This is a genomic window from Ignavibacteriales bacterium (genome assembly GCA_016700155.1).
In the GTDB taxonomy this organism is placed as follows: Bacteria; Bacteroidota; Ignavibacteria; order Ignavibacteriales; family Ignavibacteriaceae.
The window spans coordinates 4,380,036-4,399,973 of the sequence record CP065001.1 but is presented as its reverse complement, the minus strand read 5'-3'; the positions used below and the strand labels follow the sequence as shown (position 1 = coordinate 4,399,973).

General features: G+C 36.5%; 25 protein-coding genes. 20 read left to right on the top strand and 5 right to left on the bottom strand.

The genetic code is table 11. The features are described 5' to 3' along the window. Genes IPM56_18555 through IPM56_18545 form a run of 3 tightly spaced genes read left to right on the top strand, consistent with a single transcriptional unit; the run spans window position 1 to window position 3,030 of the window. Window positions 1-1,032: a DNA methyltransferase gene (locus IPM56_18555; protein ID QQS36212.1), complete on the top strand. Its 1,032-nt coding sequence runs from the start codon at window positions 1-3 to the stop codon at window positions 1,030-1,032. Window positions 1,033-1,036: 4 nt separating this feature from the next. Then, window positions 1,037-1,678, top strand: coding sequence for a hypothetical protein (locus IPM56_18550; protein QQS36211.1), 642 nt, complete (start codon window positions 1,037-1,039; stop codon window positions 1,676-1,678). Further along, complete coding sequence (locus tag IPM56_18545) at window positions 1,675-3,030, top strand: MBL fold metallo-hydrolase (protein QQS36210.1); 1,356 nt, start codon at window positions 1,675-1,677, stop codon at window positions 3,028-3,030. The genes IPM56_18550 and IPM56_18545 overlap by 4 nt, the downstream gene beginning before the upstream one ends. 62 nt (window positions 3,031-3,092) lie before the next feature. Here IPM56_18545 and IPM56_18540 read toward each other — a convergent pair whose 3' ends face one another. Beyond that, a complete protein-coding gene (locus IPM56_18540) occupies window positions 3,093-3,635 on the bottom strand; it encodes a hypothetical protein (protein ID QQS36209.1) in 543 nt (180 codons plus the stop codon). A 431-nt stretch (window positions 3,636-4,066) separates the two neighbouring features. Here IPM56_18540 and rsgA point away from each other — a divergent pair, with 431 nt between their 5' ends. The 5 genes from rsgA (at window position 4,067) to IPM56_18515 (ending at window position 9,147) form a co-directional block, all read left to right on the top strand. Continuing rightward, on the top strand, window positions 4,067-5,143 hold the full coding sequence (gene rsgA, locus IPM56_18535; GenBank protein QQS36208.1) for a ribosome small subunit-dependent GTPase A: 1,077 nt from the start codon (window positions 4,067-4,069) through the stop codon (window positions 5,141-5,143). Between the two features lie 291 nt (window positions 5,144-5,434). Beyond that, window positions 5,435-5,962, top strand: coding sequence for a DinB family protein (locus tag IPM56_18530; protein ID QQS36207.1), 528 nt, complete (start codon window positions 5,435-5,437; stop codon window positions 5,960-5,962). Between the two features lie 74 nt (window positions 5,963-6,036). After that, window positions 6,037-7,449: an alpha/beta fold hydrolase gene (locus IPM56_18525; GenBank protein ID QQS36206.1), complete on the top strand. Its 1,413-nt coding sequence runs from the start codon at window positions 6,037-6,039 to the stop codon at window positions 7,447-7,449. 9 nt (window positions 7,450-7,458) lie between these two features. Continuing rightward, the gene (locus tag IPM56_18520) at window positions 7,459-8,163 is read left to right on the top strand and encodes a DNA alkylation repair protein (protein QQS36205.1); all 705 of its coding nucleotides are present in this window, start codon (window positions 7,459-7,461) and stop codon (window positions 8,161-8,163) included. A gap of 111 nt (window positions 8,164-8,274) precedes the next feature. Further along, entirely contained in the window at window positions 8,275-9,147 is an 873-nt protein-coding gene (locus tag IPM56_18515) for a DMT family transporter (protein ID QQS36204.1), read from the top strand. 52 nt (window positions 9,148-9,199) lie between these two features. Here IPM56_18515 and trxA read toward each other — a convergent pair whose 3' ends face one another. The 4 genes from trxA to IPM56_18495 are packed head-to-tail and all read right to left on the bottom strand — an operon-like array spanning window position 9,200 to window position 10,578. Beyond that, window positions 9,200-9,562, bottom strand: coding sequence for a thioredoxin (gene trxA, locus IPM56_18510; protein QQS36203.1), 363 nt, complete (start codon window positions 9,560-9,562; stop codon window positions 9,200-9,202). Window positions 9,563-9,590: 28 nt separating this feature from the next. Beyond that, on the bottom strand, window positions 9,591-9,974 hold the full coding sequence (locus IPM56_18505) for a DUF302 domain-containing protein (protein ID QQS36202.1): 384 nt from the start codon (window positions 9,972-9,974) through the stop codon (window positions 9,591-9,593). After that, complete coding sequence (locus tag IPM56_18500; protein QQS36201.1) at window positions 9,971-10,213, bottom strand: hypothetical protein; 243 nt, start codon at window positions 10,211-10,213, stop codon at window positions 9,971-9,973. The genes IPM56_18505 and IPM56_18500 overlap by 4 nt, the downstream gene beginning before the upstream one ends. Beyond that, the gene (locus tag IPM56_18495) at window positions 10,189-10,578 is read right to left on the bottom strand and encodes a rhodanese-like domain-containing protein (protein ID QQS36200.1); all 390 of its coding nucleotides are present in this window, start codon (window positions 10,576-10,578) and stop codon (window positions 10,189-10,191) included. Before IPM56_18495 ends, IPM56_18500 begins: the two co-directional genes overlap by 25 nt. 152 nt (window positions 10,579-10,730) lie before the next feature. Here IPM56_18495 and IPM56_18490 point away from each other — a divergent pair, with 152 nt between their 5' ends. The 12 genes from IPM56_18490 (at window position 10,731) to IPM56_18435 (ending at window position 19,938) form a co-directional block, all read left to right on the top strand. Further along, window positions 10,731-11,093, top strand: coding sequence for a four helix bundle protein (locus IPM56_18490; GenBank protein QQS36199.1), 363 nt, complete (start codon window positions 10,731-10,733; stop codon window positions 11,091-11,093). Between the two features lie 57 nt (window positions 11,094-11,150). Next, a complete protein-coding gene (locus tag IPM56_18485; GenBank protein ID QQS36198.1) occupies window positions 11,151-11,714 on the top strand; it encodes a GNAT family N-acetyltransferase in 564 nt (187 codons plus the stop codon). Between the two features lie 256 nt (window positions 11,715-11,970). After that, the gene (rsxC, locus tag IPM56_18480; GenBank protein QQS36197.1) at window positions 11,971-13,302 is read left to right on the top strand and encodes an electron transport complex subunit RsxC; all 1,332 of its coding nucleotides are present in this window, start codon (window positions 11,971-11,973) and stop codon (window positions 13,300-13,302) included. An 86-nt stretch (window positions 13,303-13,388) separates the two neighbouring features. Continuing rightward, the gene (locus IPM56_18475; protein ID QQS36196.1) at window positions 13,389-14,372 is read left to right on the top strand and encodes an RnfABCDGE type electron transport complex subunit D; all 984 of its coding nucleotides are present in this window, start codon (window positions 13,389-13,391) and stop codon (window positions 14,370-14,372) included. Continuing rightward, entirely contained in the window at window positions 14,369-14,935 is a 567-nt protein-coding gene (locus IPM56_18470; protein ID QQS36195.1) for an FMN-binding protein, read from the top strand. Before IPM56_18475 ends, IPM56_18470 begins: the two co-directional genes overlap by 4 nt. After that, complete coding sequence (locus IPM56_18465) at window positions 14,932-15,624, top strand: electron transport complex subunit E (GenBank protein QQS36194.1); 693 nt, start codon at window positions 14,932-14,934, stop codon at window positions 15,622-15,624. The genes IPM56_18470 and IPM56_18465 overlap by 4 nt, the downstream gene beginning before the upstream one ends. Window positions 15,625-15,626: 2 nt before the next feature. Continuing rightward, entirely contained in the window at window positions 15,627-16,199 is a 573-nt protein-coding gene (rsxA, locus tag IPM56_18460; GenBank protein ID QQS36193.1) for an electron transport complex subunit RsxA, read from the top strand. A gap of 184 nt (window positions 16,200-16,383) precedes the next feature. Beyond that, on the top strand, window positions 16,384-17,118 hold the full coding sequence (locus IPM56_18455) for a NusG domain II-containing protein (GenBank protein QQS36192.1): 735 nt from the start codon (window positions 16,384-16,386) through the stop codon (window positions 17,116-17,118). A 6-nt stretch (window positions 17,119-17,124) separates the two neighbouring features. Continuing rightward, a complete protein-coding gene (locus tag IPM56_18450; GenBank protein QQS36191.1) occupies window positions 17,125-18,111 on the top strand; it encodes an FAD:protein FMN transferase in 987 nt (328 codons plus the stop codon). A gap of 83 nt (window positions 18,112-18,194) precedes the next feature. Beyond that, window positions 18,195-19,034, top strand: a complete 840-nt coding sequence (locus IPM56_18445) for an RnfABCDGE type electron transport complex subunit B (GenBank protein ID QQS36190.1) — start codon at window positions 18,195-18,197, stop codon at window positions 19,032-19,034. A gap of 9 nt (window positions 19,035-19,043) precedes the next feature. Beyond that, complete coding sequence (locus IPM56_18440) at window positions 19,044-19,511, top strand: SoxR reducing system RseC family protein (protein ID QQS36189.1); 468 nt, start codon at window positions 19,044-19,046, stop codon at window positions 19,509-19,511. Further along, a complete protein-coding gene (locus tag IPM56_18435; GenBank protein QQS36188.1) occupies window positions 19,483-19,938 on the top strand; it encodes a CoA-binding protein in 456 nt (151 codons plus the stop codon). Before IPM56_18440 ends, IPM56_18435 begins: the two co-directional genes overlap by 29 nt.

Sequence of the window (19,938 nt, the reverse complement as noted above, 5' to 3'; positions counted from 1 at the left end):
ATGAGCGAAAACGATATTCTTAAAACGCTTCTTGAGCTGACAGAAAAAGATAAATTGTCTGAGATAAGAAACACTCTGGATCAGCTAAATAAAAAAATAATTGGATCTGATTCAATTCAACTTGGCGGCGGGTTTAATATAAACTCAGCCTATCTTCAAAAAGAAATTGAACAGATAATAAAAACACAAACTATTGAACGCAGCAAATATTACCTTCAGCGTTTAATCAAATCACTTACACAGATTAAAACCGGAAAGATAAATGACCTTAACCTGAACCGGTGGAAAGAATATGATGACATCATAACGGACAGCTTGTGGATAATAAAGAAACGTGATACAAGCGGTTCACACTCTGCCGGATACTGGGGAAATTTTATTCCGCAAATTCCTAATCAACTCATCAGACGTTATACGAAAAAGAACGAATGGGTTCTTGATCCTTTTCTTGGAAGCGGTACTACGTTGATTGAATCACAAAGATTGGAAAGAAACGGTGTTGGCGTAGAATTGATTCCATCGGTAGCAAAGCTTGCACAAAAAAATCTTGATGAAGAAAAGAGAAAAAGTAAGACTGAAATTATAGTTGGTGATTCATCAGGAATAAACCTGAAAAGATCTTTATCCACACTTGGAATTAAATCGGTGCAGCTTGTTATTATGCATCCGCCTTACTGGGATATTATCAAGTTCAGTGAAGAGAAAAGTGATCTTTCAAACTGTACATCTTTAAATGAATTTCTGGAAAGTTTTGGTAAGGTTATAGATAATGTTTCATCGGTGCTTGATAAGGGAAGATATTTAGCCGTTATAATCGGGGATAAGTATTCGGATGGTGAATGGATACCGTTAGGGTTTTATTCAATGCAGGAAGTTATTAAACGAGGTTATGTTTTAAAATCGACAGTTGTAAAAAATTTTGAAGACACACGCGGCAAAATGAAACAGAAAGAGTTGTGGCGTTACAGGGCGTTGGTTGGCGGGTTTTATGTTTTCAAACATGAATACATATTTATATTTAAAAAGAAGTAAATGAATGCAATATTCATTAACACAAATAGAAGCCGAGCTAAAAAAAAGATTAAACTACCCATACAAATGGCTGCAAAAACAAAACGACTACTTCGATACTAAAACAAATTTTATCTATCAAACCTTTGAGTTCGAAAATGTACTAAAAGAAATTGAACTGAGATTTAAGTCTGAAACTGATTATGAAAAGTACTATAACTACTCAATCAACAGGTGGTTTAATTTCTGGTCTGCCTATGCTGTTGAAAATATTTTTTGTTCAGTTGATGGAGTGACGCCAGCGCAAAATTCAAAAGACAGGCAGAAGGATTTTATAATTCAGGGAGTTGCTTTCGATCATAAAACATCTGTACTTCCGAAAGAATTTACATCACCGATAAAAGAGATTGTACGTGACTCAGGAAAACTGATTGAATGGTTTTATAACAATCAGTCAAAACAGCAGCGAAAACATTTTAAGAACCGGTTGTTTGTCGTGTTGTATTCATCAAAGAGAGAGCACTGGAAACTAAAATCCGAACTAACCTGGCTTAAAAAAATAATTGAACATTATATGCTGGGCTTTAATACGGCATATCTCATGAGATTCAATTTTAATTCTAACGAACCGACACTTAGTGATATTATCTGGGCAATAGAAGAATGATATTTCTTCCTTTAGGCGGTGCCGGCGAGATTGGCGCAAACTCGTATTATCTGAATCTTTCGGGAACAGGAATTATTCTCGACTGCGGAATGCATCCGAGAAAAACAGGAAGTGATTCACTTCCCGATTTATCTTTGATTGAGAACAGAGTTGTTGATTATGTATTAATCACACATGCTCACCAGGATCACATTGGTTCGCTTCCGTTCTTAATAAAAAAATTTCCCTACCTTAAAATTATTTCTACTCCGCAGACAAGGGCGATTGCAGAACTTACACTTCATAACTCGGTTGAAATTGTTAAAGATGAAAATGACGAACAGCTAAAATCTTTATTCAATCACGATGAAATTGATCTGCTCATTCAAAGCATTGAATGGAAGGAATATGGACAGAATTTTTTATTAAAAGGTTATAAACATAAAGGCGGAGAAATCAATGCTACCTTTTATGATGCCGGACATATTCCCGGTTCTGCTTCAATTCTGATTAAGCACAACAATATTAAAATATTTTTTACCGGCGATATAAATACTGAGCCGCAGATCATAATCAAAGAAGCAGAACTTCCTGAAACTAAAATTGATATCCTGATTACCGAGACAACTTATGGAAGCACTGATTCAACACTTGTTCCAACGCTTAAAACTGAATCACAAAAATTTGCCAAAGCAATAAACAGAATTGCAAACGATGGTGGTTCAATTCTCATCCCGGTTTTTTCACTTGGTAAAATGCAGGAGATGTCGGCATTATGTCATCAATTAATTATTTCGGGAACAATACCGGATATAGATATTTATACCGGCGGCATCGGAAATAAAATAAGTAAGGTTTATGACTATAACAGATTTACAACCCGTAGAAATGATACCGAACTTATATTAAATAATATTCCGCAGAAAAATTTATTTGAAGTCGATGATCCTATGACATTTTTTAAACAGCCGTGTATTGTTCTTGCATCAAGCGGAATGATGATGCCTGGCACAGCTTCATACAGACTTGCACGACATTGGGTCAAACAAAAAAAATCAGCAATTGTAGTTGTTGGTTATATGGATTCACTTACTCCGGGTTATGTAATTACTAATTCCCGGCAAGGTGATGTAATCAATCTGTTTGGTAATGATGAGATAATAAAATGTGAAATATTAAAATTCAGATTTCCATCGCACGCCAGGAGAGAAGGATTACTAAAAATTGCAGATAGACTTAAACCCGAAAAAATTATCCTTGTTCACGGAGAAGAAGATTCAATTAAATGGGTAGGAGCGGAACTTCTTAAAAAAGATAAAGGCAGAAAAGTTTATTCAGCGGAAGCCGGTAAAGAAATTAATCTTTCTGAGTAAAAATAAAAAAACGGCAGTGGTAAGCTGCCGCATTATTTGGAGATCTATGCGTTATGAAAAAATTATTCTATTTCATCCGCGGCGCGTACAACTGAAAATGATGCAAACACATTTGCTGTATCACCGCTTACAACATCAAAAACCTTTCCTTGTAATGTGCCGACAATCTTCCCCCCAACATTTCCAAATTCAGTTATAATTGTTGCGCCGTCACCGGTTGGATAAAACACTCTTGCGGTTTGAGATGTCCCTGTTGAAAAATACAATCCCTGTTCAGTATTAACCCAGCTATAAGTTCCAGTGGTTGTGCCGGGAATATTAATTGAAGCTGTAAGTGAATCGCTGCCTGACACTGCCCAGAAAGCGACATAAGTCATTTGTTCCGGAGCTATATAAACACCCACGCCCGAATTGGAGCCGATCTGTTTGTTGTTAAAACCTGCACCGTTAATTGTTATTGTTGACTGAGAATTGTTTCCACCACCATTCCCTCCGCTGCCGCCATCACCCGGCTTTACAGGGTTTTCGGAATCTTTAGAACAACCGACTATAAAAAGTGCCGACATAATTACTGCAAGCACAAAAAATTTTTTTATTAGTGACATTTTTTTACTCCTTGATTTTGATTTTTGCTTTTGAAATTTGATGTGTAAATATCCCGCCTTTTATTCTGCTGCGGTATTGGTCGAATGGAGTATTTTTAAAGCAATGTTTCTTAATAATGAATTAAAACATAGTACAAACGTTCTATTTGTATTCTTATCTGATTGAATCATTCAATTATTGAAATGAAAAACATAGCTATGCACTCATCAATTACTTGTCAGTTAACATATTAAAAAGTAATTTTGAGTTGAAAATTTTTAGAAGACTTATAAAAACACTACACAAAAAATCTTATCTGTTAATCAGCCTGAATATGCAGACCATTGCATAATAAGGACTGAGTCTTAAAACAGTAAAACCATTTCTGCTTTAAACGAATCAGTCCGTCCTTTCGTTAAAAATATTTATTAATCACTAAAGGAAAACAAAATTGAAAAACCTTATCGCATTAGGCTGGTCTGATTTTTTTGAAAAAGATTTTACATCTCATAAAGAATCAGGATTTAGTAAAGCAAGAGTAATAACCGAAAACAAAGAACGATACATAATCCATAACGGGACAGAAGAACTGCAGGCGGAAGTTAGCGGCAAACTTATTTATTCGTCCGATTCGCCATCCGATTTTCCGAAAGTTGGTGATTGGGTGACGACTATAGAATACGAAGAAGAAAAAAAGGCGATCATACATTCAGTGTTAAATCGACGATCAAAATTTTCACGGAGTGTCCCGGGAAGTAAATCGATGGAACAGATCATAGCTGCAAATTTAGATTTCATTTTTATCGTTCAGGCACTTGACAGCAACTTTAATATTAACAGGCTGCAGCGCTACATTGTAATGGCTGAAAGCGGAAACGTAACTCCGATGGTAATACTAAATAAATCCGACTTAGTTGAAAACGAAGATGAATTTATTTCTTTAATTCACAAACATCATCCCGACGTTGATGTAACTGCAATTAGCGCATCAACAGGGAAAGGGCTGCAAAATCTTCTCTCAAAATTAGTTAAAAGTAAAACTTATGCTCTCGTTGGTTCTTCAGGTGTTGGCAAATCCACAATTATAAATAATATACTCGGCAGCAATGTTCAGAGTGTTTCTGAGATCCGGATAAAGGACAATCGCGGTAAACATACAACAACAAGACGCGAACTGTTCATAATACCAACGGGAGCTATCCTGATTGATACACCCGGTATGCGTGAATTTGGATTAACGGAAGCACAGGATGGTCTGCAAAGTACATTCAGCGAGATAGAAAAACTTTCTGTTAACTGCAGGTATTCTGACTGTACACATACCGTTGAGAAAGGCTGCGCAGTACTTGACGCGGTTGAAAGAGGCATAATATCCGAAAAATATTTTCAGAATTACTTAAAACTTTTAAAGGAAAACGAATACCACGAAACAAAAGGAAATAAAGACCTTATGCTTGAAAGAAAGAGAAAAGAAAAACAATTGCACAGGCTTATAAAAAATTATAAACACTTTAAAGGGGGAGAATAATTTTTCTTCACCCTAAAGTGCACTTGATAATTGTGATTAACTTTTTTAAGTTGACAACCGGATGGCCATTCCGCGGAATTAATTTTCCGCACTTAGTACTCCTATTGAGTCGTATTAAATAACACTATTTAATAACTAATTAAGGAGGGTGAGTGGACAAAAAAACAAAAGAGAAAACATATTAAAGATGTATTGCCGGAAGGATGAGAATTCATTCCGGAAACATACTACATATGTAATTTAATTTGCTGGAGATACCGAAAGGGATTCTCCAGTTTTTTTATACACCTCATGAATAATCAGTTAGAAAAAAAATTCCATCGGCTTGAAGAGCTGCGAAGCGACATAATTTCATTGTTCACTAATTCACCGAAGGGATTAATGAACGTAAAACCGTTCGAAAATAAATGGTCACCGTTACAAATTTTGTATCATATCATAAGAGCCGAACAGGCAACAATAATCGCATTAAAACGGTCAATTAAAGATTATCAATTAAAAGAGGAGATGGGGTTTTTTTCACCGTTAAGAACCATACAGCTTAAATTTCTGTTCGGCTTGCCTAAAAAAATCAAAGCGCCAAAGGGGATTGATAACATTCCGGATTCTTCTGACTATGATGAACTAATTAAAAAATGGGAAAGTTTAAGAAAGGATATGAAGGAATTCTTCCAATCAATACCACCCGATGCTATTACTAAAAATCTTTTCAGTACGTGGTATTCGAACAAAATGAATATTCACCATATCACTGAGTTTTTAATATTACATTCTGAAAGACATTACCGCCAGATCAAAAAACTAATCCGCTCATCATAAATTTTCTGCACGATAATCTTTTATTCTCTTAACTTTAAGCAGACTAAAATGTTTATTAATTAAATGAGTATAAAATGAAAAAATTATTTTTATTCCTTTATATCTTTTCCTTGTCAACTCTGTTATTGGCTGGAGATGTTTCTAAAATAAAAGGAACCTGGCAGGGAACTCTAAAAATTTCAACGGTAGAATTAAGAATTGTGTTCAATATAAATGTTGAAGCAGATACATTATCATCAGCTACTTTAGACAGCCCTGACCAGGGAGCTTACGGGATTAAAGTTGACCGGGTTATTGTTAGTGATGATAAAGTTAGATTTGATGTCAAAGCAATCGGTGGTTTTTATGAAGGCACATTCAACATTGAGAATATGCAGATTGATGGAATGTGGAATCAGGGTGGTCAAGCAATTCCTTTGCTGCTAAAATACTCAGAAGAAAAAGTTGAATTGAAAAGACCACAGGAACCTAAACCTCCGTATCCATACAACGAAGAAGAAGTTACGTATGCTAATGTTGATGCGGATATAACACTTGCTGGAACTTTGACAACTCCAAAAACAGGTGGACCATTTCCAGCAGTCATTTTGATTACCGGTTCGGGACCACAAAACAGGAATGAAGAATTACTTGGTCACAAACCCTTTCTTGTCATCGCAGATTATCTAACCAAAAACGGAATAGCTGTACTTCGATTTGATGACCGTGGTGTGGGCGAATCAACGGGCGATCATTCAAAAGCTAATTCAGAAGATTTTAGTACTGATGTACTTGCCGGAATTGAATTCCTAAAAACACGAGATGATATCGATAAAAATAAAATTGGATTGGTAGGACACAGTGAAGGCGGTTTGATAGCACCCATCGTCGCAACAAAATCAAATGATGTTGCCTTTATTGTTTTACTTGCAGGTCCTGGAATTCCGGGTGATCAAATACTTATTCTGCAATCAGAATTAATTTCTAAAGCCGAAGGAACTAGTGAAGAAGAAATAAAAAAGAATTTGGACTTGTCGAAGAAGATGTACGAAATAATAAAAACAACACCTGATGACAGTACTGCAAAAGAAAAACTACTTTCCGCTTTTGAACTTTTTTACAATAACCTTACGGAAGAAGAAAAAACTGAATTGGGTGATGTTGAAATGTTAAAAACACAGCAGTTAAAAATTTTGTTGAGTCCATGGTTCAGATATTTTCTTTCATTTGATCCGGCACTTGCTCTGAAAAAAGTAACATGCCCGGTGCTTGCGCTAAATGGCGAGAATGATCTGCAGGTTCCTCCGAAAGAAAATTTAACAGCGATTGAAAAATTTCTGACGGAAGCTGGAAATAAAAACTTTGTGACTAAAGAATTAAAAGGGTTAAACCATTTGTTCCAGAGCTCAGAAACAGGTGCTGTTTCGGAATACTCAAAGATTGAGGAAACTTTTTCACCCGTTGCACTTGAAGAAATGTTAACCTGGATTAAGTCTGTTACCAATTAAAGGAAACAAATGAGCGTTACTGAATTTCATAAAACAATAAAGAAGCATTCAAATCCTGACCATGCAATAATTCTTCAGAGGTTCTTCAAAACAGGTCCTGGTGAATATGGTGAGGGAGATATTTTTGTCGGGATAAAAGTCCCTGTTCAAAGACAGATTGCAAAAATGTTTTATCATTTACCGCTTACGGATTTAAAACAATTATTAAGCTCAAAAATCCATGAAGAACGATTGACGACTCTTTTTATACTTATACATCAATACCAGAAAGGTGATGATGCTTTGAAGAAAAAGATTGTTGACCTCTATCTTGCAAACACAAAATACATTAACAACTGGGATCTTGTTGATCTTTCGGCTCCTAAAATACTTGGCGATTATTTATTGGAACGTGACAGGAAAATTCTTTTTGACTTTGTTTCATCAAAGGATTTATGGAAGAAGAGGATAAGTATTCTATCGACATACACTTTTATAAGGAATGGTGATTTTACGCTGACATTTATTTTTGCAGAAAAATTATTGAAGGATAAAGAAGACCTGATACAAAAAGGTGTCGGCTGGATGCTTCGTGAAATCGGCAATCGTGACATTGATGCTGAAGAGGATTTTCTAAAAGAACATTACAAAGTGATGCCCAGAACAATACTTCGGTATGCAATTGAAAAGTTCCCGGAGAAGAAAAGGAAAGCATATTTGCACGGACGAGTTTAGGAGATTTAACCACTTAGACACTAATATCACTTAGGAACACTTAGAAGAAAAGCATTCGTTCTCTTAATCTTATTCTTTATCTTTCTCTCATCATAATATCCAACTCATTATTTGAAATCAAAATTAATTAAATATTGGAAACCTCTATCAGCGGTAGTATTCTGGGGCGTTTCATTCATCGCTACAAAGGTTGCACTTGATGAACTTGTACCTCTTTCAATTATTTTTCTTCGACTGATATTAGGAACAATTTTCTTGTCAGTGATTGCGGTAAGAACTAAAAAAAGTTTTGCTGTTAATCTTAAAAGTCACGGCGGAATTTTGCTGCTTGCGCTTATAGCCGTTTTTCATTTGTGGATACAGGTAACCGGATTACAATACACAAGTGCAGCAAACACAGGATGGATTATTGGTATCACTCCGGTTTTTATGGCTCTACTTGGGCTGTTGTTCCTTAAAGAATATTTGACGCCTATAAAGATTTCAGGAATTATCATTTCGTTCTTCGGTCTTTTATTACTTATGAGTAAAGGCGATTTCACTTCAATCGGTTTTATTTCCAACAAAGGAGATTTTCTTGTTCTCGGCAGTGCGTTTACGTGGAGTGTTTATTCACTTGTAAATAAAAAGATCTCCGTTAACTATCCGCCGATGATGACGATTTTATTTTTGTTCCTGATAATGGCGATCATTATTTCGCCGTTTGCAATTAGTAAAAACTCTGTTGAATCTGTTACACAACTTTCTTCAACAGGATGGATTGCAATATTATTCCTGGGAATATTTTGTTCGGGGATTGCTTATGTATTCTGGGCGCAATCGCTAAAGGAAATGGAATCAGCTAAAGTCGGGGCGTTCCTTTATTTCGAACCATTTGTTACTGTAGTTGCTTCGTGGGTTTTGTTGAATGAAGAGATAACTTTGCTGATGATAGTTGCAGGTATAATAATTACTGCGGGAGTAATTCTGGTTAATAAAAAATAAACGCTGTACTCACAATTTTAGTACAGCGTTCATATAATCTTTTTTAATTCAACTAAGCAACCGGCGTTAGAAGTTCTTTTTCAATTACTTCTTTCATTGATTCTTTTGGAAGCGCACCAACCGCCATCTTCGGCTGACCTTTTACAGGAATGAATAACAATGAGGGAATACTTCTTATTCCAAACACTCCGCCGAGTTCCTGTTCTTCATCGGTATTAACTTTATAAAAATTTACTTTGCCTTTATACTCTTCAGAAAGTTCATCGATTACCGGTCCTACCATTTTGCAGGGACCGCACCATGGAGCCCAGAAATCAACTACCGCGGGAATTTCACCTTCGTAATTCCATTCAGTATTTTTTTCGTAGTTAAAAACTTTTTCCTGGAAAGTTTCTTTTGTTAAATGTTCAGCCATTTGTTTTTCCTCTTTGATATATAAATAATTAAACTGCTTCTAATACTCTTTCAAGCCTGCTGCGTACTTCTGTGGCAACTGTTTTCATTTCAGGATTATCGATTATGTTTGTCATAACCATAGGATCAAAAACCGATACCTGCGTTTCATTATCCTTTTCATAAACTATAACATTACACGGTAAAAGCAAACCAAGTTCTTCTTCCATCTGCAATGCTTTGTGTGCTATCGGTGGATTGCACGCACCGAGTATTGTATATTTTTTAAAATCCACATCAAGTTTTTTCTTTAGCGTTTCTTTAACATCGATTGTTGTAAGAACACCAAAACCTTCTTTCTTAAGTTCGTCGGTTACTTTTTCAATTGTTGATTCAAAACCGGTACTGACTTTTTTTGATAAACCATAATTCATTGTGAAATATTCTCCGTTGAATTTTCTTCAGTAATTTTTTTCTTTTTAGTTCCCCATTGAGTAAAAACACTTCCTACAACAGCGCCGTAGATTGTGCTAATGTAAGGATCGCTTGTAATTGCACAAGAGTTTGAGTTGCATCCAATGTATGTGTAGTATAAAAATCCACCTAACGCACCAAGTGCAACCGGTCCTAATTTTTTTGTCCAGTGGATTATCTTAGTCCCGCTGAATTCCATCCTAAAATTCCTCCGCGAAGATTCGCAATATTAAAACCGCTTTTCTGTAATATGATTGCCGCTGAAACACTTCTGCTTCCTGTCTGGCAGTAACAAACTATTTCTTTGTCTTTGTATTTTTTTAATTCTTCAACCCTGGTTTTCAATTCATGTAGCGGAATATGTATTGAGCCATTTATCTTTTGTGAATCGCGCTCTGCTTTGGTTCTTACATCGAGAAGAAGCGTGTTTTTGTTTTTCTTAATTACCTGGCTAAGATCAATAGCTGAATAGTGTTTAACTTTTTTGTTCCTTAGGAATTTTCTAAGAAAGATGAACAATGTAAGTCCGATCAGTAAATAAAGTAAAATATCCTGTGTGTTCATTAAAAGTTATTATTCCTTTTCTGATAAACAATTTTGTTGACATTCTGTACGATTCAGATTATTGGAAATGGTTTCAGCAAGTCAGTTGATTTAGGAACATAGATTAACGATTTTAGATTTTAGAAGTCAGTAAAATGAGATAGGAAGAGATTATGAATAAATTTGAGCTTGAAGAGCGGCTTATCAATTTTTCTGTTTTGATTATCGGGATAGTAAACGAACTTCCAAATACTAAAGCAGGAAATCATTTAGCCGGACAATTGATTCGTTCGGGAACTTCTTCCGCTCTTAATTACGGTGAAGCACAAAGTGGAGAATCAAGAAAAGATTTCGTTCATAAATTGAAAATTATTCTGAAGGAACTTCGAGAGACTTTAATCTGTTTGAAGATTCTTGATAAAGCTTCTTTACATAATTCTGATTCAAAATTCAAAGCAGCGTTAAAAGAATGTAATGAACTTATTTCTATTTTTGTAAAGAGTGTTGAAACCGCTCAAAAGAATCTTAACAAATAAATCTAAAATCATAATTCGTTAATCAGTGTTCTTAAATCAGAATGAAGTAACTAATAAATGAAAACAACATTCAAACAATTAACTCCCAACACCTGGAATGACTTTGAAACTCTCTTCGGCGAAAACGGCGCCTGCGCCGGATGCTGGTGCATGTACTGGATGATGAGAAGAAAAGAGTACGATGAAAAACGTAAAGACGGCAGGACAAAATCAGAGATGAAGAAAATTGTCAAAACCGGAATCATTCCGGGTTTAATTGCTTATGACGGAAATACTCCGGCTGGATGGATAGCAATTCAACCAAGAGAAAAATATCCTGTTCTTGCAAACTCAAAAATACTTTCTCCTGTTGATGATGAACCGGTCTGGTCAATTACATGTTTTTTCGTACATAAAAATTTTAGAAGAAAAGAATTGTCGGTTAAATTAATTAATGAAGCAGTGAAATTTGCTAAGAAGAATAAAGCAAAAATTGTTGAAGGATATCCTGTTGAAACAAAAAATGACAAGGCGACACCTGCATTTATCTGGACCGGAACAGCTTCTGCATTTATTAAAACAGGATTTAATGAAGTTGAAAGAAGATCAGCGACAAGACCAATAATGCGAAAGTATCTTTAATAATCATTAGACTATTCTCACTTATGCTATAACTACTTTTTCAATAATGAAAAAGAGAATTCCCGCTTTACAACAATAAGTCAATAAACCCATTTTAAGTTCTGAAATGAAGCTGGTAAAAGTGTTGAAAAAAACGCACTTCTTGGCACAGATTGTGAAAATATCGCCTGAAATCAAATATTATTTTGTAATTAAGTACTGTTGCCAAATACAAAATAATTTTGTGAATACTAACTTATAAAACGCGGAACATATCGTGCGCTCAAAAACATTTCATGGCGGAATTCACCCACCGGAAGAAAAATCATCAACTGAAAACCTGGCATTTGAATTAATGCCGTTACCCAAACAAGTCATTCTTCCATTATCACAGCATGTCGGTAAACAGTCATCACCTTTAGTAAAGAAAGGTGCGGTTGTTACATCAGGAATGCTTGTTGCCCAAGCTGATGGATTTATCTCTGCACCGGTTTACAGTCCAGTTAGCGGAACGGTTGCAAGTCTTGGTAAAGAACCGAACAGCAGCGGATTTCCGAAAGATGCAATTGTAATTACTGTTAATGGTCAGACTGAAAATACTTTTTTTGAACCGATGGACTTTGAAACAATTTCATCTGAAGAAATTCGTGAACGTGTTAAAGATGCCGGAATTGTTGGACAGGGCGGCGCTGCATTTCCGACATTTGTAAAACTATCACCACCTTCAGATAAAAAAATTGATTATGTAATTCTCAATGGCTGCGAGTGTGAGCCGTATCTTACGAGAGATTTCAGGTTTATGATGGAACGCCCCGAAGCAGTTATCGGCGGATTAAAATTAATTATGCGCGCAATCGGTGTTTCCAAAGGTGTAATCGGAATTGAAAATAATAAACCCGGAGCGATAGAGCTTTTAAGCAAGCACACTGTAAATCAAAATAATCTTGAGGTAGTTTCATTAAAAACCAAATATCCTCAGGGCGCTGAGAAGATGCTCATCAAAGCAGTAACAGGAAAAGAAGTTCCCCCGGGAAAACTTCCTATGGATGTAGGTGCGGTTATTCAAAATATAGGAACAGCCGTTGCAATTTATGACGCTGTTGTAAAAGGCGAACCTTCCATCACCGCGGCTTTAACTGTTACAGGTAAGGGAATTAAGAATCCAAAAAATTTAATAGTTCCTGTTGGAACAACAATCACAGATGTTCTGGAATATTGCGGCGGCGTAACAGAAGACGCTGTTAAAGTAATTGTCGGCGGACCGATGATGGGCGTTGCACAGTATGATCTTTCAGCACCGGTTATGAAAGCAACTTCGGGCATTGTCGTTCTTACAAAAGATGAAGTTGAACAACAACCTGATACAGCTTGTTTGAAATGCGGACAGTGCGTCGATGTATGTCCTTTAAATCTTATGCCTACAAGATTAGTCCGTTACAGCCAGCTTGACAGGTTTGAAGACGCAGAACAATTAGGCATAACAGTTTGTATGGAATGCGGAACATGTGCATACACTTGCCCGGCAAACATTCCTCTTGTTCAATGGTTAAGATTAGGAAAACAGGAAGTTTTAAAAATGCAGCGTGAAAGAGCTGCCTCAACTAAGTGACTCTAAGTGTCCTTAGTGTCTTGGTGGTAAAATATTTTTAAACCACTAAGACACTCAGTTCACTAAGTAACACTAAGAATATATTTATGGAAACAGCTACAATTACAGAAACAAAAAAATCAGTTCAGTTTGATCTCACAACGTCACCGCATTTACACTCTAAGTGGACGACACAAAAAGTTATGTGGTATGTTGTCGCAGCGTTAGTTCCTTCGGTTGCTGCTGCACTTATTTTTTTCGGATGGCAGCAGATTTTTATTATGATCACAGCAGTAGTGTTCTCTGTTGGAACTGAATCAGCTATTCAATCAATAAGAAAAAAACAAATAACATGGTTTGATGGAAGTGCAGCCCTAACAGGTTTATTGCTTTCACTTACGCTTCCTCCGAATTTTTCTATCTCCGCAACTGCAATCGGTTCTGTTGTAGCGATAGGACTTGGCAAACAAATTTTCGGCGGACTTGGTTACAACATTTTTAATCCCGCATTAGTAGGAAGAGCTTTTCTGCAAGCTGCTTTTCCAGTACAGATAACAACATGGACAAAACCAAATTTTGCTGTTGATGCGGTAACAAGCGCCACACCATTAGCGGCATTCAAATTCGATAAAATATTTACAGAAACAATTCCAATGGCGGTCGGTAATATCGGTGGTTCACTTGGAGAAACTTCCGCTATTGCTGTACTTGCCGGCGGTATCTTTTTAATAGCAGTTGGTATAGTTAACTGGCGTATTCCAGTTTCAATGATAATCGGAATGATCGTCTTTGGAGGAATATTCTGGCTTATTGATCCGCATAACCCTTCACCTGTTTTTCACATTTTTGCGGGAAGCTTTTTATTCGGCGCAATGTTCATGGCAACTGACTGGGTTACTTCTCCAATTACAGGAAAAGGAATGTGGATTTTCGGTTTGGGAATTTCTCTTGTTCTTGTTGTTATAAGAATTTACGGCGGACTTCCCGAAGGTGTTATGTATTCAATTTTATTTATGAACGGTTTCGTTCCTTTGATAAACAGATATACAAGACCTGTAATATTCGGCGTTGAGAAGGGAGCGAAGAAATGAAAGAAGTAATTCGCATCGTTGCTACGCTTACAGTTATCGGAGTTATTGCGGGCGGTTCATTGTCGCTTGTAAACAACTGGGCAGCGCCTAAAATCGCTGTCAATCAAAAAGCTGAAACCGAACGCGCAATATTCCTTGTTCATCCCGATGGAAAAAAATATGAAGCTGTTCAAACAAAAGAATTAGAAGCATACAAAGTTTTTGATGAACAAAATAATTTCTCAGGGTATTCACTTGTTTATTCAGGAAATGGTTTCCAGGGAAAAATAAAACTGATGATAGGGCTTTCATCAACACTTGATAAGGTAACATCTATCGAAGTTCTTGAACAATCTGAAACACCGGGACTCGGCACAAAAATCCTTGAACCCCCTTACAAAGATCAATATAACGGACTAACTCCTGTTCCGGTAATAAAGCTTGTTAAAGGTGTTGAACCTTCTGCTCCAAATGAAGTACAGTCCATAACGGGTGCAACAATTTCATCAAGAGCGGTTGTTACAATTGTTAATGAAGGAATCTCAAAGTTGAAATCATTTGAAACGAAAGGAGCTGCAAAATGAAAAAACAGGTAACGCTCCTTAAAGAATTTACAAAAGGGTTGTGGGATATAAATCCAACATTCAAACAGATACTTGGTATGTGTCCTACACTTGCCGTCACTGTATCCGCAATTAATGGAATTGCGATGGCGCTCGCTACTACTTTTGTGCTGGTGTTTTCCAGTCTTCTTATTTCGCTTGTAAGAAAATTAATTCCCAACCAGGTGCGCATAGCGGCGTACATCGTAATCATTGCAACATTCGTAACTATTGTTGACCTTGTAATGAAAGCGCAGTTCCAGGAATTAAGTAAAGCACTTGGTCCGTTCATTCCGTTGATCGTTGTTAACTGTATAATTCTCGGAAGAGCAGAAGCTTTTGCTTCAAAAAATAGTCCTTTAAGATCAGTGCTTGACGCACTTGGCAACGGCGCAGGTTTTTTGATTTCACTTTTTGTTCTTGGAGGAATTAGAGAGATCATCGGTTCAAGAACATTACTTGGCTACCAGGTTTTACCAAACGCATTTGAACCATGGTTAATAATGATTTTACCTGCTGGTGCTTTTCTTACACTCGGACTGATGATGGGCTTTGCAAATGTTTATATAGAGAGAAAGAAAAATCTTGAACGTGAATCTCTTCTTGCTCAATACAAACGTTCTGGCAAAGAAGATATTACTGATGAAGTATTGAAGGAAGCAGGTATTTAATTATGGAATTATTAATCATTTTTATTTCAGCGGCGTTAGTAAACAATTTTGTACTTGCATACTTTCTCGGTATCTGCCCGTTCATCGGAGTTTCAAATAAAAGTTCTTCTGCTATATCGATGGGACTGGCAACTACATTTGTAATGGTACTGACAGCAATAGTAAGCTGGCTATTGTACAACCTTGTACTTGTTCCTTATAAACTTGAGTTTCTGCAAATACCATCATTCATACTTGTTATTGCTGCGCTGGTTCAGTTTGTAGAGATGGTAATTAAGAAAGTATCACAGCCTTTGTACAGGGCACTCGGAATTTTTCTTCCGCTTATAACAACTAACTGTGCAATACTCGGACTCGCATTGCTCGCATCAATGAAAGAATATGATTTCCTTCAGAGTGTTGTGTTTGGTGTTGGTGCAGGCGCAGGGTTTACTTTAGCTCTTGTTATCATGGCTGGCATAAGAGAAGAACTCGATCTTGCAGATGTACCAAAAGCATTTCAGGGTGCGCCGATTACTTTAATTGTTGCAGGCATACTTGCATTAGCTTTTATGGGCTTTGCAGGAATGATTTGATTTTAGTTAGTAGTAAGTAGTTTGTTGTTAATTGAAAATATGAATTGTCAGTCTGAGCCTGTCGAAGACTGACGGTCACATTTCGACAAGCTCAATGTGACAAAAAGATTTTAATAATTTGGTCTGACGTTTAACGTCTGACTCTTGCCTGCGGTAAGCAGGTTTGACATTTAAGGAGAATAAAATGATTTCAAGAAGAAACTTTTTCAAGATAGCTGGCTTATCAACCGTAGCTTTTGGCGCAGGTATTACTGCCGGTAAGCTGAGTAATAATACTAAGTCAACTTATTATTCAATTCACGGATTTATTCCTGCTGATGAACAGATATTGTCAAAAATCATTTCATCATTCAGAAATAAAATTAAGAGTAACTCAGAGCCGGTTTTGATGGCTGATTCAAAATTTAATGCGATAATAAATAAGATTGACTTATCATCAAGAAAAGAAATTTTTTCTGACAAAGGAATTGTTACTTACAGAATTAAAAGATTAGAAGATGAAATTGATTCCGACCTTATATTCAGCGACTCAAACAACTCCGTCTTTTCAATTGATGATTTGAACTTCACGTTGTTTAACCTGAGAAATGAAATTAAAAACCTGAAAGCAGAATATTTATTTACTGCTGAGTATAAAGAATCAGATTTCTTTTCATCCTTGATGAACTCAGGCAAAAAAGAATTGCTGATAGAAAATGAAAAAGGGTTGCTTGATAGAATTTCATTAGAAAAGAATTACAAAAATATTTCGGTTGATGGTTTAATTGGAAAAACCGGGTTAACCCTTCGTGATGGTATTGTTCGTGTTCATTCATCATCATGCAAAAACGGAATATGTAAACACTCAATTGCTGCGGCAGAAGGTGATGTTATAGCATGCGCGCCGAATAAATTATTAGTAAGAGTTGTAACTGCATAGAACGAATTGAAAAGAATAATTTTATATAGTTCTCTATTTATTGTGCTTTTTGCAATCGGATTTTTCTTTGCAAAAAACAATAATGAAAACCTGTTGACTAAACGGACTCAGCTTTTAATGGGCACGTTGGTTGAAATTCAGGTTAAAGGATTGAATGAAACAGAAGCTGATAAGATTATTACAAAAGCATTTGATGAGATAAAAAGAATCGATGACCTGTTTTCATCACACTCTGATGTTGGGGCAATAACAAAAATTAATAATTCAGGCGAAACACTTTTTGCGCCGCATCCGGAAATATTTGAAGTAATGTTGTACTGTGATTCGCTGAATAAAATCTCAAAAGGTGCCTTTGATGTTAGTCTCGGTACTCTTATAAATGAATGGGATTTCGGAAGTTCTGATCATGTGTTACCATCAGAAAAAAATATATCGGCTGCAAAAAGTATATCGGGATGGAAAAATATTCAGATAAATTCTAATGCTTCATTCACAAAAACAAAAGGCGTTCAATTAAACTTTGGTGCAATTGCAAAAGGGTATGCTGTGGATAAAGCAATCGAACTATTAAAACGTAACGGAATAAGCACCGCTCTTGTAAATGCCGGCGGTGAGATACGTGAGTTAGGCAGTGATTGGGTTGTAGGCATTCAGCATCCGCGAAGTTCAACAAACTTACTTGGTACATTAAAGTTGAACGGAATGGCTGTGGCAACATCCGGGGACTATGAACAGTATTTTGAAATTAATGGTAAACGGTATCATCATATTCTTGATCCAACAAACGGCTATCCGTCAGAGAAATGCAGAAGCGTAACTGTGATAGCTCAAACAGATATGGAAGCAGACGCGCTCGCAACAGCAGTGTTTGTTCTTGGTAAAGATGAGGGGTTGAATTTAATAGAGAGATTAGAAAACACAGAAGTAATGATAGTTGATAGCATAGGAAAGATTTTTTATTCAACCGGTTTTGAAAAGTATTTAGTGAATTAATATTGTTGTCATCCTGAGCTTGTCGAAGGATGACAAAGTATAGTGTTCAATCTTAGGATAAGAAGAAGTAAAAGGAAAATAAAATGGATTTCACATTAATCATCGCAATATCAACAATGGGCGGACTCGGATTTATTTTCGCAGGCGCTCTCGCTCTTGCAGATAAAAAACTACGTGTTGAAGAAAATCCTAAAATCGCGGAAGTAAACGAAGTGCTGCCGAACGCAAACTGCGGCGCTTGCGGAAATGCAGGCTGTTATGATTTTGCAGTTAAAGTTGTTGAAGGTAAAGCTGCAGCAAATGGTTGTCCGGTTGGAGGCACTGATGTTGTAGAAGAAATATCAAGAATACTTGGTGTTGAATCCGGCGATACTGTAAAACTTGTTGCAAGAGTATTATGCCGCGGAGGTAACAATGAAGCAGCCGTAAAAGAAGGTGCATCATACAATGGTCCGCAGGGATGCACAGTCCAGGCACTTGTTTCCGGCGGTGATAAACTTTGTTTGTATGGATGTCTTGGCGGCGGTGAGTGTGTTGATGCATGTCAGTTCGGTGCAATGTACATGGATGAAAACGGCTTGCCGGTTGTTGTAGATGAATTGTGTACAGGATGCGGACTTTGTGCAAAAGCATGTCCGCGCGGAATTATTGAAATACATCCATCTGACAGACAGTTATTTGTATTCTGTAAAAATGAAGATGACCCGAAAACAGCAAAAAAGGTTTGTGTTGTTTCTTGTATAGGATGTGGTATCTGCGCACGTAAATCTGACGGCGGTGTTGTTATGGAGAATAACCTGGCAATAATTGATTACACAAAACTTGACTTAAGTAAAGTCCCGATTGAGAAATGCAGTACAAAAGCAATTGATCTTCTTCATCCTGTAAAAGAACATCATGAACAAAATGTATCTGTAAACTAAGAATCACTTATGTATACGGAAGAATTATTCGAAGAAGGAACAGTTATAGAATCCGGCAATGGTTTCGCGGTAATTAATATTCTTGACAAGGAAAAATGCGAAGAATGTTCTGCAAAAGTTTATTGTAAACCATCTTCATCAGAAGGGCGGCAGCTAAAGGTTAAAGATCCGCTTGGAGCTAAACCCGGAGATAATGTAAAAGTATCAATTGAAGGAAGAAAAATTCTCTCAGCAAGTTTTATCATATATGGATTTCCCCTGATCCTTATTCTTGCCGGGATTTATTTTGGCTTTATGCTTTTTGAATCCAACCGCGAACTCTTTTCTACTACGTTGAGCATTCTTTTGATAGGATTCTATGCGGGAATTATTTTCGTAATTCAGAAATACAAAACAGTTTCACTAAACACTTATCCTGAAATTATTTTTATTAAAAGAGGAGAACACTATGAAAATAACATCAGCAATGATCGATAGATTCATTTCTAAAAAAAACATAGCAGTTGCCGGAGTTTCCAAATCAGGTAAAGGATTTGGAATTACTCTATATAACCAGCTTTATGAAAAGGGTTATAATGTTTACGCGATCAATCCATCCGGCGGATCAGTAAGCGGAATAAAATTATATAAAAATATTGCGGAAGTTGATCATCCCGTTGACGCCGTTGTAGCAGTCGTTCAGCCGATGGTTACAGAACTGCTTGTAGGAGAAGCATTCGACGCCGGGATAAAACATTTCTGGATGCAGACAGGTTCAGAATCGGATGAAGCTATTAGCTTCTGTGAAGAAAAAGGAATGAACGTGATTCACGGATATTGTCTTTTAATGTTCCTTGAACCAATGGGGTTCTTCCACAAGTTTCATAAAACTATTATGAAGTGGGGACATAAACTTCCGGCATAA